The organism is Streptomyces sp. Inha503, assembly GCF_047215865.1.
Lineage (GTDB): Bacteria > Actinomycetota > Actinomycetes > Streptomycetales > Streptomycetaceae > Streptomyces > Streptomyces lycopersici.
Genome location: NZ_CP178360.1, coordinates 11,467,222 through 11,481,712 on the forward strand (window position 1 = coordinate 11,467,222; position 14,491 = coordinate 11,481,712).

The 14,491-nt window shown below is 72.0% G+C and carries 11 protein-coding genes and 1 pseudogene; 9 read left to right on the forward strand and 3 right to left on the reverse strand.

What is annotated here, in order from left to right; translation table 11 throughout:
* Positions 1-52: 52 nt before the first annotated feature.
* Positions 53-2,905, forward strand: coding sequence for a helix-turn-helix transcriptional regulator (locus ACJX2R_RS47200; RefSeq protein ID WP_413105165.1), 2,853 nt, complete (start codon positions 53-55; stop codon positions 2,903-2,905).
* 4 nt (positions 2,906-2,909) lie between these two features.
* Here the strand turns inward: ACJX2R_RS47200 and ACJX2R_RS47205 are convergent, their stop codons facing one another.
* Complete coding sequence (locus tag ACJX2R_RS47205) at positions 2,910-3,389, reverse strand: Lrp/AsnC family transcriptional regulator (RefSeq protein WP_413105166.1); 480 nt, start codon at positions 3,387-3,389, stop codon at positions 2,910-2,912.
* 151 nt (positions 3,390-3,540) lie between these two features.
* On the opposite strand from ACJX2R_RS47205, the gene ACJX2R_RS47210 reads away from it, so the two are divergent.
* Complete coding sequence (locus ACJX2R_RS47210; protein WP_413105167.1) at positions 3,541-5,892, forward strand: transketolase-like TK C-terminal-containing protein; 2,352 nt, start codon at positions 3,541-3,543, stop codon at positions 5,890-5,892.
* 9 nt (positions 5,893-5,901) lie between these two features.
* Here the strand turns inward: ACJX2R_RS47210 and ACJX2R_RS47215 are convergent, their stop codons facing one another.
* On the reverse strand, positions 5,902-7,089 hold the full coding sequence (locus ACJX2R_RS47215) for a YbfB/YjiJ family MFS transporter (RefSeq protein WP_413106129.1): 1,188 nt from the start codon (positions 7,087-7,089) through the stop codon (positions 5,902-5,904).
* Positions 7,090-7,531: 442 nt separating this feature from the next.
* Here ACJX2R_RS47215 and ACJX2R_RS47220 point away from each other — a divergent pair, with 442 nt between their 5' ends.
* The 4 genes and pseudogenes from ACJX2R_RS47220 to ACJX2R_RS47235 all read left to right on the forward strand — a co-directional run bounded on the left by ACJX2R_RS47220 (position 7,532) and on the right by ACJX2R_RS47235 (position 10,623).
* Positions 7,532-8,245 (forward strand): SDR family NAD(P)-dependent oxidoreductase, encoded by a 714-nt coding sequence (locus ACJX2R_RS47220; RefSeq protein ID WP_413105168.1) that lies wholly within the window; start codon positions 7,532-7,534, stop codon positions 8,243-8,245.
* A gap of 228 nt (positions 8,246-8,473) precedes the next feature.
* Positions 8,474-8,974, forward strand: a pseudogene (locus ACJX2R_RS47225) (SDR family NAD(P)-dependent oxidoreductase); the annotation flags it as partial.
* 54 nt (positions 8,975-9,028) lie between these two features.
* On the forward strand, positions 9,029-9,646 hold the full coding sequence (locus tag ACJX2R_RS47230) for a TetR/AcrR family transcriptional regulator (RefSeq protein WP_413105169.1): 618 nt from the start codon (positions 9,029-9,031) through the stop codon (positions 9,644-9,646).
* 53 nt (positions 9,647-9,699) lie between these two features.
* On the forward strand, positions 9,700-10,623 hold the full coding sequence (locus ACJX2R_RS47235) for a LysR family transcriptional regulator (RefSeq protein WP_413105170.1): 924 nt from the start codon (positions 9,700-9,702) through the stop codon (positions 10,621-10,623).
* Between the two features lie 36 nt (positions 10,624-10,659).
* On the opposite strand, the gene ACJX2R_RS47240 is transcribed toward ACJX2R_RS47235, so the two are convergent.
* Positions 10,660-11,610, reverse strand: a complete 951-nt coding sequence (locus tag ACJX2R_RS47240; RefSeq protein ID WP_413105171.1) for an SDR family NAD(P)-dependent oxidoreductase — start codon at positions 11,608-11,610, stop codon at positions 10,660-10,662.
* 158 nt (positions 11,611-11,768) lie between these two features.
* On the opposite strand from ACJX2R_RS47240, the gene ACJX2R_RS47245 reads away from it, so the two are divergent.
* The 3 genes from ACJX2R_RS47245 to ACJX2R_RS47255 all read left to right on the forward strand — a co-directional run bounded on the left by ACJX2R_RS47245 (position 11,769) and on the right by ACJX2R_RS47255 (position 14,486).
* Complete coding sequence (locus ACJX2R_RS47245) at positions 11,769-12,353, forward strand: TetR/AcrR family transcriptional regulator (protein WP_413105172.1); 585 nt, start codon at positions 11,769-11,771, stop codon at positions 12,351-12,353.
* A 121-nt stretch (positions 12,354-12,474) separates the two neighbouring features.
* Positions 12,475-13,170: a response regulator transcription factor gene (locus ACJX2R_RS47250; protein WP_413105173.1), complete on the forward strand. Its 696-nt coding sequence runs from the start codon at positions 12,475-12,477 to the stop codon at positions 13,168-13,170.
* A 5-nt stretch (positions 13,171-13,175) separates the two neighbouring features.
* Positions 13,176-14,486, forward strand: a complete 1,311-nt coding sequence (locus tag ACJX2R_RS47255) for a sensor histidine kinase (protein ID WP_413105174.1) — start codon at positions 13,176-13,178, stop codon at positions 14,484-14,486.
* The last annotated feature ends 5 nt before the right edge of the window (positions 14,487-14,491 follow it).

The following is a 14,491-nucleotide window of genomic DNA, read 5'->3' on the forward strand; positions in this document are numbered from 1 at the left end:
GCGCGGGGGAACCGGCGTTGAGGGCGATGTGGCCGTGCGGCATGCTGGCCCCATGCGCAGCACAGACCCCGCGGGCAACCGGGCCCGGGGGCGCGGGGACCGGGCCGTGGCCGGGCTGCCCCTCAGGGGACGGGACCGCGAGATCACCGCTGTCCGCGAGGATCTGGAGGCGGTGCGTGCCGGGCGGGGCGCCTGCGTCGTCGTGGAAGGCGCGCCCGGCGTCGGCAAGAGCCGGCTGCTCGCGGAGCTGGACGAGATGGCGCGGCGGTCCGGGTTCGACGTGGTGTCCGTACGGGCCGACGAGCTCGACCAGTACGCGGCGGGAGCGGCCCTACAGTCCGCCCTGGGGTCCTCCGCCGGTCCCCACCGGGCCGCCGTGGCCACCGGCGACCAGCGGCTCTGGCTGCTGGACGGCATCGCGGACGCCCTGGAGACGCGGGCCCAGCGCGGCCCGGTGGCGGTGCTGGTGGACGACGCGCAGTGGGCGGATCCGGCCACTCTGTTCGTGCTCCGCACCCTGCCCGGACGGCTGGCCGGCTCGCGGATCCTGTGGGTGCTGGCGGTACGGCCGGAAGCCGAGCGGCCGACCGTGGCCACGGTGCGGGCGGACCTCGAACGCCTCGGAGCCCGATGGCTGACCCTCGGCCCGCTGTCCCAGCAGGAGCTGGAGCAGATCGCGGCCGATGTCCTCGGGGCCACGCCGTCACCCGGTCTGGCCCGGCACCTGCGAGGTGTCGCGGGCAATCCGTTCCTGGCGATCGATCTGGTGCGTGCCTTCGCCGGTACGGACGCCGTCAAGGTGGCGGCGGGCGTGGCGAGCCTCGTGCACGATGGCATCCCCGCCGGTTTCCGGCGGAGCGTCGCCGCGCGGCTGGACCGGCTCCCGGAGGATGCCGTGCGCCTGCTCCAGATGGGGTCCGTCCTCGGCCGTGAATTCGACCTCGGGACGGCCGCCCGCATGCTCGGCAGACGGGTCGGCAGCCTGCTGTCGGGCGTCGAGGCCGCCCTGAACGCCGGTCTGCTCTCGGCCGACGGCCCCCGCCTCGCCTTCCGCCACGACCTCATGCGGCAGGCCGTCCACGAGAACCTGCCACAGGCCGTACGGACCGCTCTGCACCGGGAGGCGGCGGACAGTCTGCGTGGCGTCGGGGCCCGGTCGGCCGAGGTGGCCTGGCACGTCGTCATGTCGGGCGGTCCGGTCGACGAGGACGCCGTGACCACGCTGACCACCGCCGTAGGGGAACTGTCGGCGTCGGCCCCCGACGCCGCCGCGGACCTGGCCCAGCGGATCGCCGGACTGCTGCCCCCGCACGACCGGCGCCGCGTCACCCTGCTGACCGACGCCGCCGAGTACCTCGGCCGGACCCGCCGGGTGCACGAGGCGCTCGACCTGGTCGACGCCACCCTGTCGGACCGCCTCGAACCGCTGCCGGAGGCGCGTCTGCGCCTGGTGGCGGCCGAGATCCACCAGGCCGCGGGCGACGACGACGCCGCGATGACACACCTCCAGCGGGCTCTGGACCTTCCCGCGCTGCCGCCCGATGTGCGCGTACGGCTGTTGAAGACCAAGGGGACGGGCCATGTGTACCTCGGGGACATCACCGCCGCCGAGCAGACCGACACCGGGCTGGTCGCGGCCGCCTACCGCGGCGACGATCCGGCCGTCGTCGTCAGCGCCATGGTGTTCCAGTCGCAGACGTCCTTCTACCGCGGGCGCCTCGCCCGCGCCGTCGAGCTGGCCGAGGAGGCCGCCGGGCGCGTCGGCACGGAGTCCGGCGCGCTCTATCTGCGGCCCCCGCGGATCCCGGCGTTGTGGCTGGCCATGACGCTGCTCGCCACCGACCGGATCGCGGACACCGAGCGGATCCTGCGGGACGGACAGCGTGAGGCGGAGGCGCTGGGCCTCGGCTGGTCACTTCCCCACTGGCACGCCACTCGCGCCTGCGCCCTCCTCGAACAGGGAGCGCTGGACGACGCGGCCGTGGAGGCCGAGGCCAGTCTGACGGTGGCGGACGAACTCGAGATCACTCGACCGAACGCGCGGGCCCGGTCCGTGCTGGCATTGGTGGAGATCAGACGCGGTGACCTCGCCAGGGCGAGGGACCATCTCCGCGCCGCCGAAGCCGGTGCCGACCCGACCACGCAGCGGTACGGCCGGTGGGTGACGCTCGCGCGCGCCTGCCTGGCGGACGCGGAGGGCCTGGACGCCCCGGCGGCAGCGGCGCTCGCCGCTGGCTTCGGGGACCGTGAGCCCACGCGGCTGCTGGCGGTGCCTCCGTCCCACTGGCCCGGGATCGTGCGCATCGCGCTCCGCGGCGGGAACCCGTCGGTCGCGCAGGCCGTGTCCGGCGCCCTGCGCGACCTGACCGCGCGGGACGACAGCCAGCGGATCATCCGGGCGGTCCGCGCCCATGTGGACGGCCTGCTCCACAGCGACCCCCGTGGACTGGAGTCCGCGATCAGCGCCTACCGGAGCGGCGGCAGGCCGCTGGCCCTGGCCGCGGCCTGCGAGGACCTCGGCGAACTCCTGGCCACTTCCGCCGATACCGCCCCGGCGATCCCGTACCTCGAAGAAGCGGGTGAGCTGGCGTCGGCCTCAGGAGCCCTGCGCGACCACGAACGGATCAGACGGCGCCTTCGGCGGCTCGGCGTGCGCGCCGGCGCCCCACGGAGCCACACCGCCGGCCCTCCGGGGTGGGGGAACCTGACCGAATCCGAGCGCAAACTGATCCCGCTCGTCGTGGACGGTCTCACCAACCGGGCCATCGCCGACCGGCTCTACGTGTCCATTCACACCGTCAACACCCACATGAGGCACATCTTCACCAAGCTCGGCATCAACACGCGCGTCGAACTGACCCGGCTGGCGCTCGAACGGGGTGGCATCGCCGACGGGGCGAACTGAACGCTCACCCCGCCGCGGCACGGCGCAGCAGCGGGGTGAGGCGGTGGGGCACCAGCTCGCGCATGGCCAGGGCCGTGGTGGTGCGCTCGATGCCGGGGATGGCGAGGATCTGCCCCGCGATCCGGTACAGATCCTCCGCGTCCGCGGCGACCGCCCGTACCAGCAGATCGGTCTCGCCGCTGAGGCCGAAGACCTCCACGACTTCGTCGATGCCCGCCAGTGCCTCGGACACCTCGGCCAGCCGGCGCTGATCGACCCGCGCGGTGACGAACGCGGTGAGCGGATGGCCCAGCGCGTTCGGGGTGATCCGGCGTTCGAAGGAGCCCAGCGCGCCGCCCTGTTCCATTCTGGCCACCCGCGCCTGGACGGTGTTGCGGGACAACCCCAACTGCTCTGCCAGGGCGACGACGGTGGCCCGTGGCCGGGCGGCGAGGGCGAGCAGGATCCGCGCGTCGGTGGCGTCCACCCCTCGCTCACTGTTCATAGTGCTCAATCGATGTCCCTCATTCGACCCGGAGCATGAGCAGAATGCTCAACGAAAGAGAAGCATCTTGTGCAGTTGAAGAGCTATCTGTCTACTGACTGAGCACAAAATCATTTCCATGGCGCGGTGCGGATAGCGGAGGCGGTCGGCGATGGTCCTGGACCCGGAGCTGAGAGCGATCGGCGGCAATGGCTCGGGCCGTGCCCGGGAGGAGGAGCTCGCGGTGCTGGAGGCGGTCGGGCAGCGGGTGCTGTGGCTGTCCACCGCTATCATCGACCATGCCAACCGGGTGCGGCCGAACCCCTCGGGGCTGAAGGTCGGCGGGCATCAGGCGTCAAGCGCCTCGATGTCCTCGATCATGACTGCGCTGTGGTTCCACGCGCTCAACCCCGAGGACCGGGTGTCGGTCAAACCCCATGCCTCACCCGTGCTGCACGCCATCAACTACCTGCTGGGCGAGCTGGACGAGTCCTATCTGACCACCCTGCGCGCCTTCGGCGGCCTCCAGAGCTATCCCAGCCGGGCCAAGGACCCCGACCCGGTGGACTACTCCACGGGCTCGGTCGGCATCGGCGCCACCGCCCCCCTGTGGGGCGCCCTCGCACGGCGCTATGTGGAGGGCCACTTCGGCGGGGCCGGGAGGGGACGGCAGTACTCCCTGCTGGGCGACGCGGAGCTGGACGAGGGCGCGATCTGGGAGGCGATCCAGGACCCGATGGTGCCCAGCCTGGGCGAGGCGGTGTGGGTCGTCGACCTGAACCGGCAGTCCCTGGACCGGGTCGTCCCCGGCATCGCCGCGGACCGGCTGGAGGGCATGTTCGCCGCGGCCGGCTGGCAGGTCATCACCCTCAAGTACGGGCACGCGCTGCGGGAGTTGTTCGCCCGGCCGGGCGGCGAGGCCCTGCACGCGCGTATCGACGCCATGGACAACCCCGAGTACCAGCGGCTGCTGCGCTGCTCCGCCGACGAGTTGCGCGAGCGGCTGCCGGGCACCGGCTCCACCGCCGGGCCGATCGCGGACCTGATCGCCCCCCTGGACGACGCCTCGCTGCTGGCGGCGCTGCGCAACCTGGGAGGGCACGACATCGGCGCGCTGACGGACGCGTTCGACAGCGTCGACGACACCCGGCCGACCGTCATCTTCGCGTACACGGTGAAGGGTTACGGGCTGCCCACCGAGGGCCATCCGCAGAACCACTCCTCCCTGCTGACCGCCGACCAGATGAGGACCCTGGCCGACCGCCTGGGCACGGACCCCGACCGGCCATGGGCGGCCTTCGCCGGTGGATCGCCGGAGGCGGAGCGGTGCGCGGCGGCCGCCAGGCGGCTGCGCCGCCCCGGGCACCCGTCGCGGCAGGCCCCCGCGGTCCCCGAGAACCTCGACCGCCCGGCACCGACCGGCTCCGGCAACACCCAGCAGGCCCTCGGACGCGTGCTGCTGGACCTCACCCGGCGGGCACCGGAGGCGGCCGCCCGTATCGTGACCGTCAGCCCGGACGTCAGCTCCACCACCAACCTGGGCGGCTGGCTGAACAAGGTCGGTGTGTGGTCCCCGACCGAGCGCCCCAACTGGTTCGCCGATGACGCCGAGACGATCCTGCACTGGCGGGAGCGGCCCACGGGCCAGCATGTGGAGCTGGGCATCGCGGAGACCAACCTGGTCGGTCTGCTCGGCGAGCTGGGTGCCACCTGGAGCCGCTGGGGCCAGCCGCTGCTGCCGATCGGCGTCGTCTACGACCCCTTCGTCAACCGGGCCCTGGAGCCGTGGTCGTTCGGCATCTACGCGGGCGGCCAGTCGATCCTGGTCGGCACGCCGTCCGGGGTCACACTCGCCCCGGAGGGCGGCGCCCACCAGTCGATCACCACACCCTCGCTGGGCATCGAACAGCCCGGCTGTGTCACCTTTGAGCCCGCGTTCGCGATCGACACCGAATGGTGTCTGCTCGCCGCACTCGGCAACCTCGGCCGACCGGACGGGAGTTCGGCCTATCTGCGGCTCTCCACGCGGCCCGTCGACCAGTCCGCGGCCGATGTGCCCGGCGACCCGGCCGCCCGCGAGCGCCGCCGCCGTCAGGTGACCGCGGGAGCCTACCGGCTGCGCAGGCACGAGAGGCCCGTGGTGACCCTCGCCGCGATGGGTGCCGTGGTCCCGGAGGCCCTGGCCGCCGCCGACCGGCTCGCCGCCCTCGGCCACGGCGCCGACGTGGTCTGTGTGACCAGCCCGGACCTGCTCTTCCGCGCGCTTCAGGCCCGCCGCGGCCTGTCGCGGGACCCGAGCTGGATCCTCGACCAGGTCTTCCCCGCCGACCGGGCCACACCGCTGGTCACCGTGGTGGACGGCCATCCGCACACACTGGCCTTCCTGGGCACGGTCCAGAGCACGCCCGTCACCACCCTCGGCGTGTCGCGGTTCGGCCAGAGCGGTTCGATCGAGGACGTCTACCGCTACCACGGCATCGACACCGACGGCATCGTCACCGCCGCCCTCGACCTCGTCGACTGAAGGCGGAGGTCAGTCCGCCCGGGCCTCGGCGGTGCCGAGGCCCGTGGACCGCCGGTCGGATGCGGGCTCCGCGCGGACCACCGGGTGGCCGAGCGCGGGCATGTGATGGGGGAACCCGATCCGGAGGAGGGCGGCCGCGACGGCGGACGCCAGCACGACCACGGCCGCGAGGAGCAGGGCCTGGTGGTACCCGTGGCGCAGTAGCGGGGTGGCGACCAGTGGGCCGAGGATCTGGCCCACCGAGTACCCGGCCGTCAGCAGCGCGACCGCGCGGGGGAAGCGCAGATGCGCGCCGGTCGCGAGCGCCAGGGTACTGACGCCGATGAACGTGGCGCCGAAGAGCACCGCGGAGATCAGCGCCGCGGCGACGCCACCGATCAGCGCGGGCAGGGCGATGCCGACGGCCTGGACGCCCAGCGCGGCCAGCAGGAGGCCGGGGCGGGACCAGCGCCGGCCCAGCCCCGCCCACAGCGCGGAGGACGGAATGGCCGCGAGGCCCACCAGCACCCAGGCACCGCCGCCGATCCAGCCGGGGGAACTCTGCTCGATCGCGGCCACCAGGAAGGTACCGGCGATGATGTAGCCGACGCCCTCCAGCGTGTACGAGGCGAAGAGCGCGGTGAACCAGCGATGGGTACGCGGGCCGCTCGCCCGCCGCTCCGCTCCGGGCCGGGAAGTGGCGGGCGCCGACGCGGGCGCGGGTTCCGGCCGCAGAAACCACGCGGGAAGGGCGAGCAGCGCGCTCAGCCCGGCGGAGGCCCACCACACGGCTTGCCAGTCCGCGATGGTGCGCAGGGCGAGGACGAGCGATCCGGAGAGGGCGATACCGGCCCCCACTCCGCCGAAGGCCCACCCGGGCAAGTGGGCGGGGTGGTCCCGCAGATGGCTGAGCAGCGAGCTGACGGCGATGACGAAGATCACCGCACTGACCACTCCCGCACACAGCCGGAGCAGCAGCCATACATCGGTGGCGTGGGTCAGTGGCATCCCTGCCAGCGATACCGCCAGCACCACCAGACAACTCCGCAGCACGGCGGGGGAGCGCATCAGACGTGGCAGGAAGGTTCCGGCGAGCGCGCCGATCAGATAGCCGACATAGTTGGCGGTGGCGAGATTCGCACCCGTCGCCGCGGACAGCCCGGCCTGAGTGTGCATCAGGGGAAGGATCGGCGTGTAGACGAAACGGCCGACGCCCATGCCCGCCCCCAGCGCGGCGGCTGCCTGCGCGACATGAGTCCAGGGGGAGTGGCGGACGCTCCGGGAACCGGTGGCGTGGTGGCGCGGAGCTGCTGCGGTCACGATGTGGTCCTCGACGTCCTCGACGGTTTCGCGATACGGAAGCCTGGGGGCGTTGCGCTCCCATGGCCTCAGACTGCGGCCGCCACCAGGGCGAATGCCACGACCGGCTTGCTCCCTCCTGGTAGGCCCGGCCTCCTACGAGCAACCCCCTGACCAGGGCGTCCCTGTGACCGGCTTCCTCCCTCCTGGTAGGCGATGCCTCCCACCGCAGGTCACAGTCGTGCGGGGGCGGTGGGGCGCGTTTGGTGTTCCTGGTCGTTTGTCGACCGGTCGTCTACGTTCAAGGAGGGCCGGTGAACAGCGCCGGTCCGGACACCCCACCCCACTGGAGACAGTCACCATGAGCACTTCCGGTCAGAAGGTCGCCGTCATCACCGGCGCGTCCCAGGGCATCGGCGCGGGCCTGGTCGAGGCGTACCGCAAGCTCGGCTATGCCGTCGTCGCCACCTCGCGCGGGATCGCCCCCTCTTCCGACCCCGAGATCCTGACCGTCCAGGGCGACATCGCCGACCCCGCCACCGCCGAGCGCGTGGCCGGTGCCGCCATCGAGCGCTTCGGCCGCATCGACACCCTGGTCAACAACGCCGGCATCTTCGTCGCCAAGCCCTTCACCGAGTACACGCGGGCGGACTACGACGCGGTCACCGGCGTCAACCTCGGCGGTTTCTTCCGCATCACCCAGCTCGCCACCGAGCAGATGCTCCGCCAGGGCGGCGGACACATCGTCCAGATCACCACCAGCCTGGTCGACCACGCCCACTCCGCGGTCACCTCCGTACTGGCCTCCCTCACCAAGGGCGGACTCCAGTCGGCCACCAAGGCGCTGGCCATCGAATACGCCACCCGCGGCATACGCAGCAACGCCGTGTCCCTCGGCATCATCAGGACGCCGATGCACCCGGCGGAGTACCACGACACACTCGCCGCCCTCCACCCGGTCGGCCGGATGGGCGAGATCGGCGACATCGTCGACGCCGTCGTCTACCTGGAGGACGCCCCGTTCGTCACCGGCGAGATCCTCCACGTCGACGGCGGCCAGAGCGCCGGTCACTGACCACGGGCCGCCTGCCCGGGCGCCGGTACGGGGTGCCCGGGCACGCCCTTGCCCCGGGGTGCGGGTGCGCCGCTGTCGGGCGCATGATGGAGACAACGGGAGTGGCCGCGCCCGGGGCCTGAATCCGCCGAGCGGCCCCTCGGCGAAGTGGGCTCACTTCCACGGCCCACCTGCCCGGCGCCGCGGCCCGAATCGCAACTACCGCCTGAACCGGAGAGAGCGGTGGTCGGGCGGGTCGACACGCTCGTCAACAACGCCGGGGTCTTCGTCTCCAAGCCGTTCACCGACTTCACCGACGAGGACTATGACCTCGTGACCGGGGTCAACCTGCGTGGCTTCTTCGAAACTTCCCGCAGCGCCGTCGCCGCGATGCTCTCACGGGACGGTGGCGGCCACGTGGTGAACCTGTCCACGAGCCTGGTCGACCACGCCAACTCGCGGACGCCCTCGGCGCTCGCCTCGCTGACCAAAGGCGGACTGAACGCGGTCACCAGGGCGCTGGCGATGGAGTACGCGGCCCGTGGCATCCGGGTCAACACCGTCGCACTGGGCATCATCCGCACCCCCATGCATGCGGCCGAGGCGCAGGATGCCCTTGCCGCGATGCATCCGCTCGGCCGGATGGGGGAGGTCGACGACGTGGTCAACGCGATCGTCTACCTGGAGAACGCGCCGTTCGTCACCGGCGAGATCATGCACGTGGACGGCGGCCAGAGCGCCGGACACTGATCGGTAGATGACCGGTCCAGTTAGGGAGTAGTCGATCGGTCGTATACTGCCGACATGGGACGGACGAGCGATGCCCGGGAAAAGATCCTCAGCGCTGCGCGGTCGCTCATCGAGCTGCGCGGCTATTCGGCTCTGGGGGTGGCCGAGATCTGTAAGACGGCCGGGGTGCCCAAGGGCAGTTTCTACTACTTCTTCGAGTCCAAGGAGGCCCTCGCGCTGGCCGTGATCGACGAGCACTGGACCGCCCAGCGGCACGACTGGACCCGCATCCTGAACAGCGGCGCGCGGCCGCTGCAACGGCTGCGGCAGCTGTTCGAGGAGACGGAGGCCGCCCAGCGCGCCGGTCAGCGGAGCTGCGGGACCGTTTCGGGCTGCATGTTCGGGAACCTCACCCTGGAGATGAGCAATCAGACCGAGGCCGTCCGCAAGCGGCTACAGGAGATCTTCGAGACCCAGGTCGAGATGGTCGACTCGGTCATCGCCGATGCCGTCGAGCGCGACGAGGTCACCGTCGCCGACACCCGCGAAGCCGCTCGGTCCGTGGTCGCGCAGCTCGAGGGCCAGGTGCTGTTCGCCAAGCTCTACAACAACGCTTCCCGGCTCAGCGCGGTGTGGCCGAACTGCCTGGCGCTGCTGGGGGCTCGCACACCGCACGTGCCGGTCGGCGCCTGAGGTGCGGCGACGGCAGGTGACCGGCTCATGGGTGCCGCCCCACCGCGGGTAGCATGGCGATCGTGGAGCTGCGTCAGTTGCGGTATTTCGTCGCTGTGGCCGAGGAGCTGAACTTCGGCCGGGCCGCGGAGCGGCTCCTTATCGCCGGTCCCTCCCTGTCCCAGCAGATCAAGGCGCTGGAACGGGACCTCGGAGTCCGGCTCTTCGACCGCGACCGCCGTTCGGTGGCCCTCACCCCCGCCGGAGCTGCCCTGCTCCCGCACACCCGGGACCTGCTCGACCGCGCCGACGATCTCCGCAACCGCGCCGCGAGGATCGCGGGCTCGGAACCGGTCCGGCTCGGATATGTGAATTGGCTGCCTTCGGACCTGACCGCCCGCGCCTCGTCCGTGGCGCGTCTGCACATCGACGCATGGGTGGCGCCCTCCCACACCCAGGCCGCCCGCGTCGCGGACGGTGGCCTCGACCTCGCGGTGTGCTGGATCCGCACGGACGACCTGGAGAAGCGCGGACTCAGCGCCCGGCTGATCGGCGCGGACCGGCTCTACGCCGTCTCGGCCGGGCAGGACACCGGCGAGGTCCGTGCCCAGGGCACCGTCGTTCTGCTGGACGACGACGCCACCACATGGGTGTCCTGGAACGACTACGCGGAGCGGCTGGCCGCCGACACCGGCGCGCCCGCCGTGCGCATCACCGACGGTGGTGTCACCGGCCCCGTGTTCTTCGACCACGTACGCCGCCGCGGGCGGCCCATCCTCAACTCGCCCAAGGGCCAGACCACTTCACTGCCGCCTGATCTGGTGATGCGTCCCGTGATCGAGCCGAAGGTCTATTGGACCTGGTCCCTCGTCTGGCGCCGGGAAGAGCTCCGCCCGGCCGTTCTGAGCACCGTGGACGCCCTGACGGAAGGCGTCGGCGACTTCGGCATCCACGCGCCGGACGCATGGCTCCCTGACGGGGATCCGTACAAGCGGTAGTCCTCGTCCCGTCGGACCCGGTGGGGCATGCCGTGGTCAGGCGGTGGTCGCGAGCATGTCGCGGGAGATCCGCCACAGGCGGGCCGCGTGGCGGGCGTCCAGCGCATGGGCGGCCACTCCGCGCCGGAGGCCGGGCCGATGGGGCCCGGCCTCCTCGCAGTCCTCGAAGTACCGGCCGGTCACGCCCTCGGTCAGCGGGGAGGCGGCGAGCAGTACGGAGGTCGCGGCCCCCTGCTCGATGTTCTTCCAGGACACGTCGGTGCTGGTGGGGTCGAACGAGGCGGGGCTGTGGGAGATGTCCCCGATGTGGCGGCCGAGCCGGGTGCTCGTGATACGGCCGGGGTTGAGGGCGTTGACGGCGATCAGGTCCGATGCCCAGCGGCGGCTCGCCTCGACCGCGAACAGCACATTGGCGGTCTTGGACTGGCTGTAGGCCGCCCACGGGTCGTAGGGGTGCCGTTCGAAGTTGATGTCGTCGAAGAGCACATCGCCGTTGATGTGGCCGACCGAGCTGACCGCGGCCACACGTGCGCCACGGGCCGCCGCCAGGGCGCCGTGCAGACCGCTGGCGAGGGCGAAGTGGCCGAGGTGATTGGTGGCGAACTGGATCTCCCACCCCTCCTTCGTCCGCTGAAGTGGCGAGGCCATCACACCGGCGTTGAGGACCAGGATGTGCAGCGGCCCGCGCCAAGCGTCGACGAAGGCGCGCACCGAGCTCTGGTCGGCGAGGTCGAGCAGGGTGGCGTGCACCGATCCCGGGCCGCTCGCCGGGGAGATCTCCTCGGCGGCCCGCCCACCCGCCGCCAGATCGCGGACGCCGATGGTGACCTCGGCACCGGCGGCGGCCAGCACGCGTGCGGTTTCCCGTCCGATGCCGGAGGCCGCTCCGGTGACGAGGGCGCGCTTGCCGGTGAGGTCGATGCCCTCCAGAACCTCGGCGGCGGTCGTCCCGGCCCCGAAGGGGGTGGTGATGAGGTGGTCGGTCATGACGCGCTCCAGGAGATGGTGGCATGGGGGCGAGCGCGCGGTCGGTGGCGCGGTGGCAGCAGGCCGCCGTACGCTCGTATCCGGAACGGGTTCCGGTTCGCTTCTCGACGGTAAGCGGAACCGGTTCCGGTTGCAAGTGATGGCGAGAGGGGACCGGATTGACCGGCACCGAGGGGAACGCGGCGCGACAGCGCAGGCCGCTGCGCGCCGACGCGCAACGCAACGAGGACCGGCTGCTGGAGACGGCGGCGGCCGTGTTCGCCCGTGAGGGAGCGGGGGCCTCGGTCAAGGACATCGCCCGCGAGGCCGGTGTCGGCGTCGGCACGCTCTACCGCCGGTTCCCGTCCAAGGAACTCCTGGTCGAGGCGGTCTACCGGCAGGAAGTGCGGCGCCTGTGCGAGGCGGCGCCGCACCTCGCCGCCACGCTGCCACCGGTGGAAGCGCTGCGCACCTGGATGGAGCGGTTCATCGACTTCATGGCCGCCAAGAGCGGGATGGCCGACGCGCTGAGAGTGGTGCTGACCGACGACAGCGAGCGGCTACAGACCCGGGCCCTGCTCGCCGGGGCGATCGACCATCTGCTGTCGTCCGGGGAGGGCGGGTCGGCGGCGCGGCCGGAGGCCGACGCCCAGGACGTGCTGATGGCCCTCGGCGGGATCAGCCTCATGGCCGTCGGCGAGGACCGGCGCGACCTGGCCACCCGGCTCATCGACCTGCTCCTGCGCGGCGTCGTGGGGAGCTGACACGGTCGCGTGCCCGGCCCGTACCCCCGCGGGTATGCCCCGAGAGCCACTTCTGGCGCCTTCATGACCCTGTTCCGCACCCCTGACGTCGTACCGACGCGGATTGGGCCAAGATGAGCGAATGATCTACCCAGCCGATATAGACCGGTCGACTGCGGATCAGACACGGCTGTTACTGGTCGAGGACGACCGGGAAACCGCAGACATGCTGGTCGAGTTGTTCAGCTCAGAGGGTTACGACGTCGATGTGGCATTCGATGGCCAACGGGGGCTTCATCTCGCTCTGGGACGACGACATCAGGTGATGGTCATCGACCGGATGCTTCCGGGCATCGAGGGCCTGGACCTGGTGAAACGATTACGAAGGGTCGGTGTCACCACCCGGGTGCTGGTGCTCACCGCGCTGGGTGCACTCGACGAGCGTGTCACCGGCCTCGACTCCGGCGCGGACGACTATCTGGTCAAGCCCTTCGAAGTGGACGAACTGCTGGCGAGGGTGCGGGCGCTGCACCGGCGCCACCTCGTCGACGCCGAAGTCCTTCCGCTCGGCGACGGAGAGCTGGACCTCCGGCGCCGGGAGGTGCGCCTGGCCGACGGCACGGGCGTCGAACTCTCCCTGCGGGAATTCGGACTGCTCCGGGCGCTCGCCGAAGGCCCCCGGATCGTGCACGAGCGGGCACACCTCCGTGAGCATGTCTTCCCCGACACCTCGGCGGAGTCCATCGTCGACACCTATGTCTACTACCTGCGGCGGAAACTGGGCCGTGACGTCGTCCGCACCGTGCGGGGACGCGGCTACCAACTGGGGGCCCTGTGAACGCGATGCCGATCCGTTTCCCGCGCCGCCCGGCGCGGAGCCCCGAGCAGCGCAGGCTCGCCGCCGCCCAGTGGACGATCACCTGGCGGATCTCGCTGGTGATGTCGGTGATCATGCTGATCGTCGGGGGCATCGTCTACACCGTCGTGCTGTTCGCCCAGCGCGCCGACGCGGAGCGGGAAACCCAGTGGGGCATCGACCACAACACCGTCGAGAGCCCGCCGGTCTGTGTGTGGATGACCGTGGAGCGGGACGGAGTGGTCAGCAGCACCCCCGGCACCCCCGCCGGACTGCCCGTGAGATCCAGCCTGGCCGCGGTCCGCGCGGGTGCTCCCGCGGTGCTGGAGCGGGTGGAGCGGGGCGGTGAGCAGTACACGGTGCGCACCACCCGGCGTGGTTCGGAGCTCGTCCAGGCGGCGTACGGGGAACGGTTCCAGCGCGCCGACCGCAACCATCTGCTGATCGCCTTCGCGGCGGCCGAGGCGGTCGGTCTGCTGCTCGTCGCGGCCGCCAGCGGGATGCTCGCGCGACGGTCGATGGAGCCGCTCTCCGAGGCGCTGGACCGGCAGCGGCGGTTCGTCGCGGACGCCAGCCATGAGCTGCGCACCCCGCTGACCCAGTTGCACACCCGCGCCCAGTTGCTGGCCCGGCGCTCCGGCTCGGAGGCCCCCGAGCAGCTGGCCACCGACCTCCAGCGCCTGGTGACCGGCACCCGGCAGCTCGGTGACGTCATCGACGACCTGCTGCTGTCCGCGCGGCTGTCCCAGTCCCCAGGGTCCCGCGATCCGGTCGACCTGACCGCGCTCGCCGAGGAGGCGGTCTCCGCCGAGGACGCCCGGGCCCAGGAGATGGGGCTGGCCGTGCGGCTGCGGCCGGGGCCGGGACGGCATGTGGTGGTGGGCACCGCTCCCGCCCTGCGCCGGGTGATCGCCGCGCTGGTCGACAACGCGATGGGGCACACCCCGCCCGGCGGAGAGGTGACGGTGTCCGTGGACACCCAGCTTCCCGGCATCGTGTCGCTGTCCGTGCGCGACACCGGAGTGGGGTTCGCGCCGGAGGAGGCCGCGCGCCTCTTCGAGCGGTTCGCCAGGGGTTCCGCGGGCCGCGGCAGACGGTTCGGGCTCGGACTGGCGCTGGCCCGCGAGGTGGTCGAAAGCCATGGGGGACGGATCACCGCCGAGGGGCGGCCGGGACACGGTGCGCTGTTCACCGTGGAGCTGCCGGCGGCGCGGGTGGGGGAGACGGTTCCGCGGGAGCGGACGATCGCGTCGTGTCTCTCCGTCGGAGGCAGACGGCCCGACGTCCCCAGGGGCTGACAGCC

What these genes read in the sequence shown, in the direction of transcription:
- ACJX2R_RS47220 (WP_413105168.1), top strand. Translation starts at nt 7,532, where the DNA reads ATGAGCACTTCCGGTCAGAAGGTCGCCGTCATCACCGGCGCGTCCCAG.
- ACJX2R_RS47210 (WP_413105167.1), top strand. Translation starts at nt 3,541, where the DNA reads ATGGTCCTGGACCCGGAGCTGAGAGCGATCGGCGGCAATGGCTCGGGC.
- ACJX2R_RS47230 (WP_413105169.1), top strand. Translation starts at nt 9,029, where the DNA reads ATGGGACGGACGAGCGATGCCCGGGAAAAGATCCTCAGCGCTGCGCGG.
- ACJX2R_RS47215 (WP_413106129.1), bottom strand. Translation starts at nt 7,089, where the DNA reads ATGGGCGTCGGCCGTTTCGTCTACACGCCGATCCTTCCCCTGATGCAC.
- ACJX2R_RS47205 (WP_413105166.1), bottom strand. Translation starts at nt 3,389, where the DNA reads ATGAACAGTGAGCGAGGGGTGGACGCCACCGACGCGCGGATCCTGCTC.
- ACJX2R_RS47240 (WP_413105171.1), bottom strand. Translation starts at nt 11,610, where the DNA reads ATGACCGACCACCTCATCACCACCCCCTTCGGGGCCGGGACGACCGCC.
- ACJX2R_RS47235 (WP_413105170.1), top strand. Translation starts at nt 9,700, where the DNA reads ATGGCGATCGTGGAGCTGCGTCAGTTGCGGTATTTCGTCGCTGTGGCC.
- ACJX2R_RS47200 (WP_413105165.1), top strand. Translation starts at nt 53, where the DNA reads ATGCGCAGCACAGACCCCGCGGGCAACCGGGCCCGGGGGCGCGGGGAC.
- ACJX2R_RS47255 (WP_413105174.1), top strand. Translation starts at nt 13,176, where the DNA reads ATGCCGATCCGTTTCCCGCGCCGCCCGGCGCGGAGCCCCGAGCAGCGC.
- ACJX2R_RS47250 (WP_413105173.1), top strand. Translation starts at nt 12,475, where the DNA reads ATGATCTACCCAGCCGATATAGACCGGTCGACTGCGGATCAGACACGG.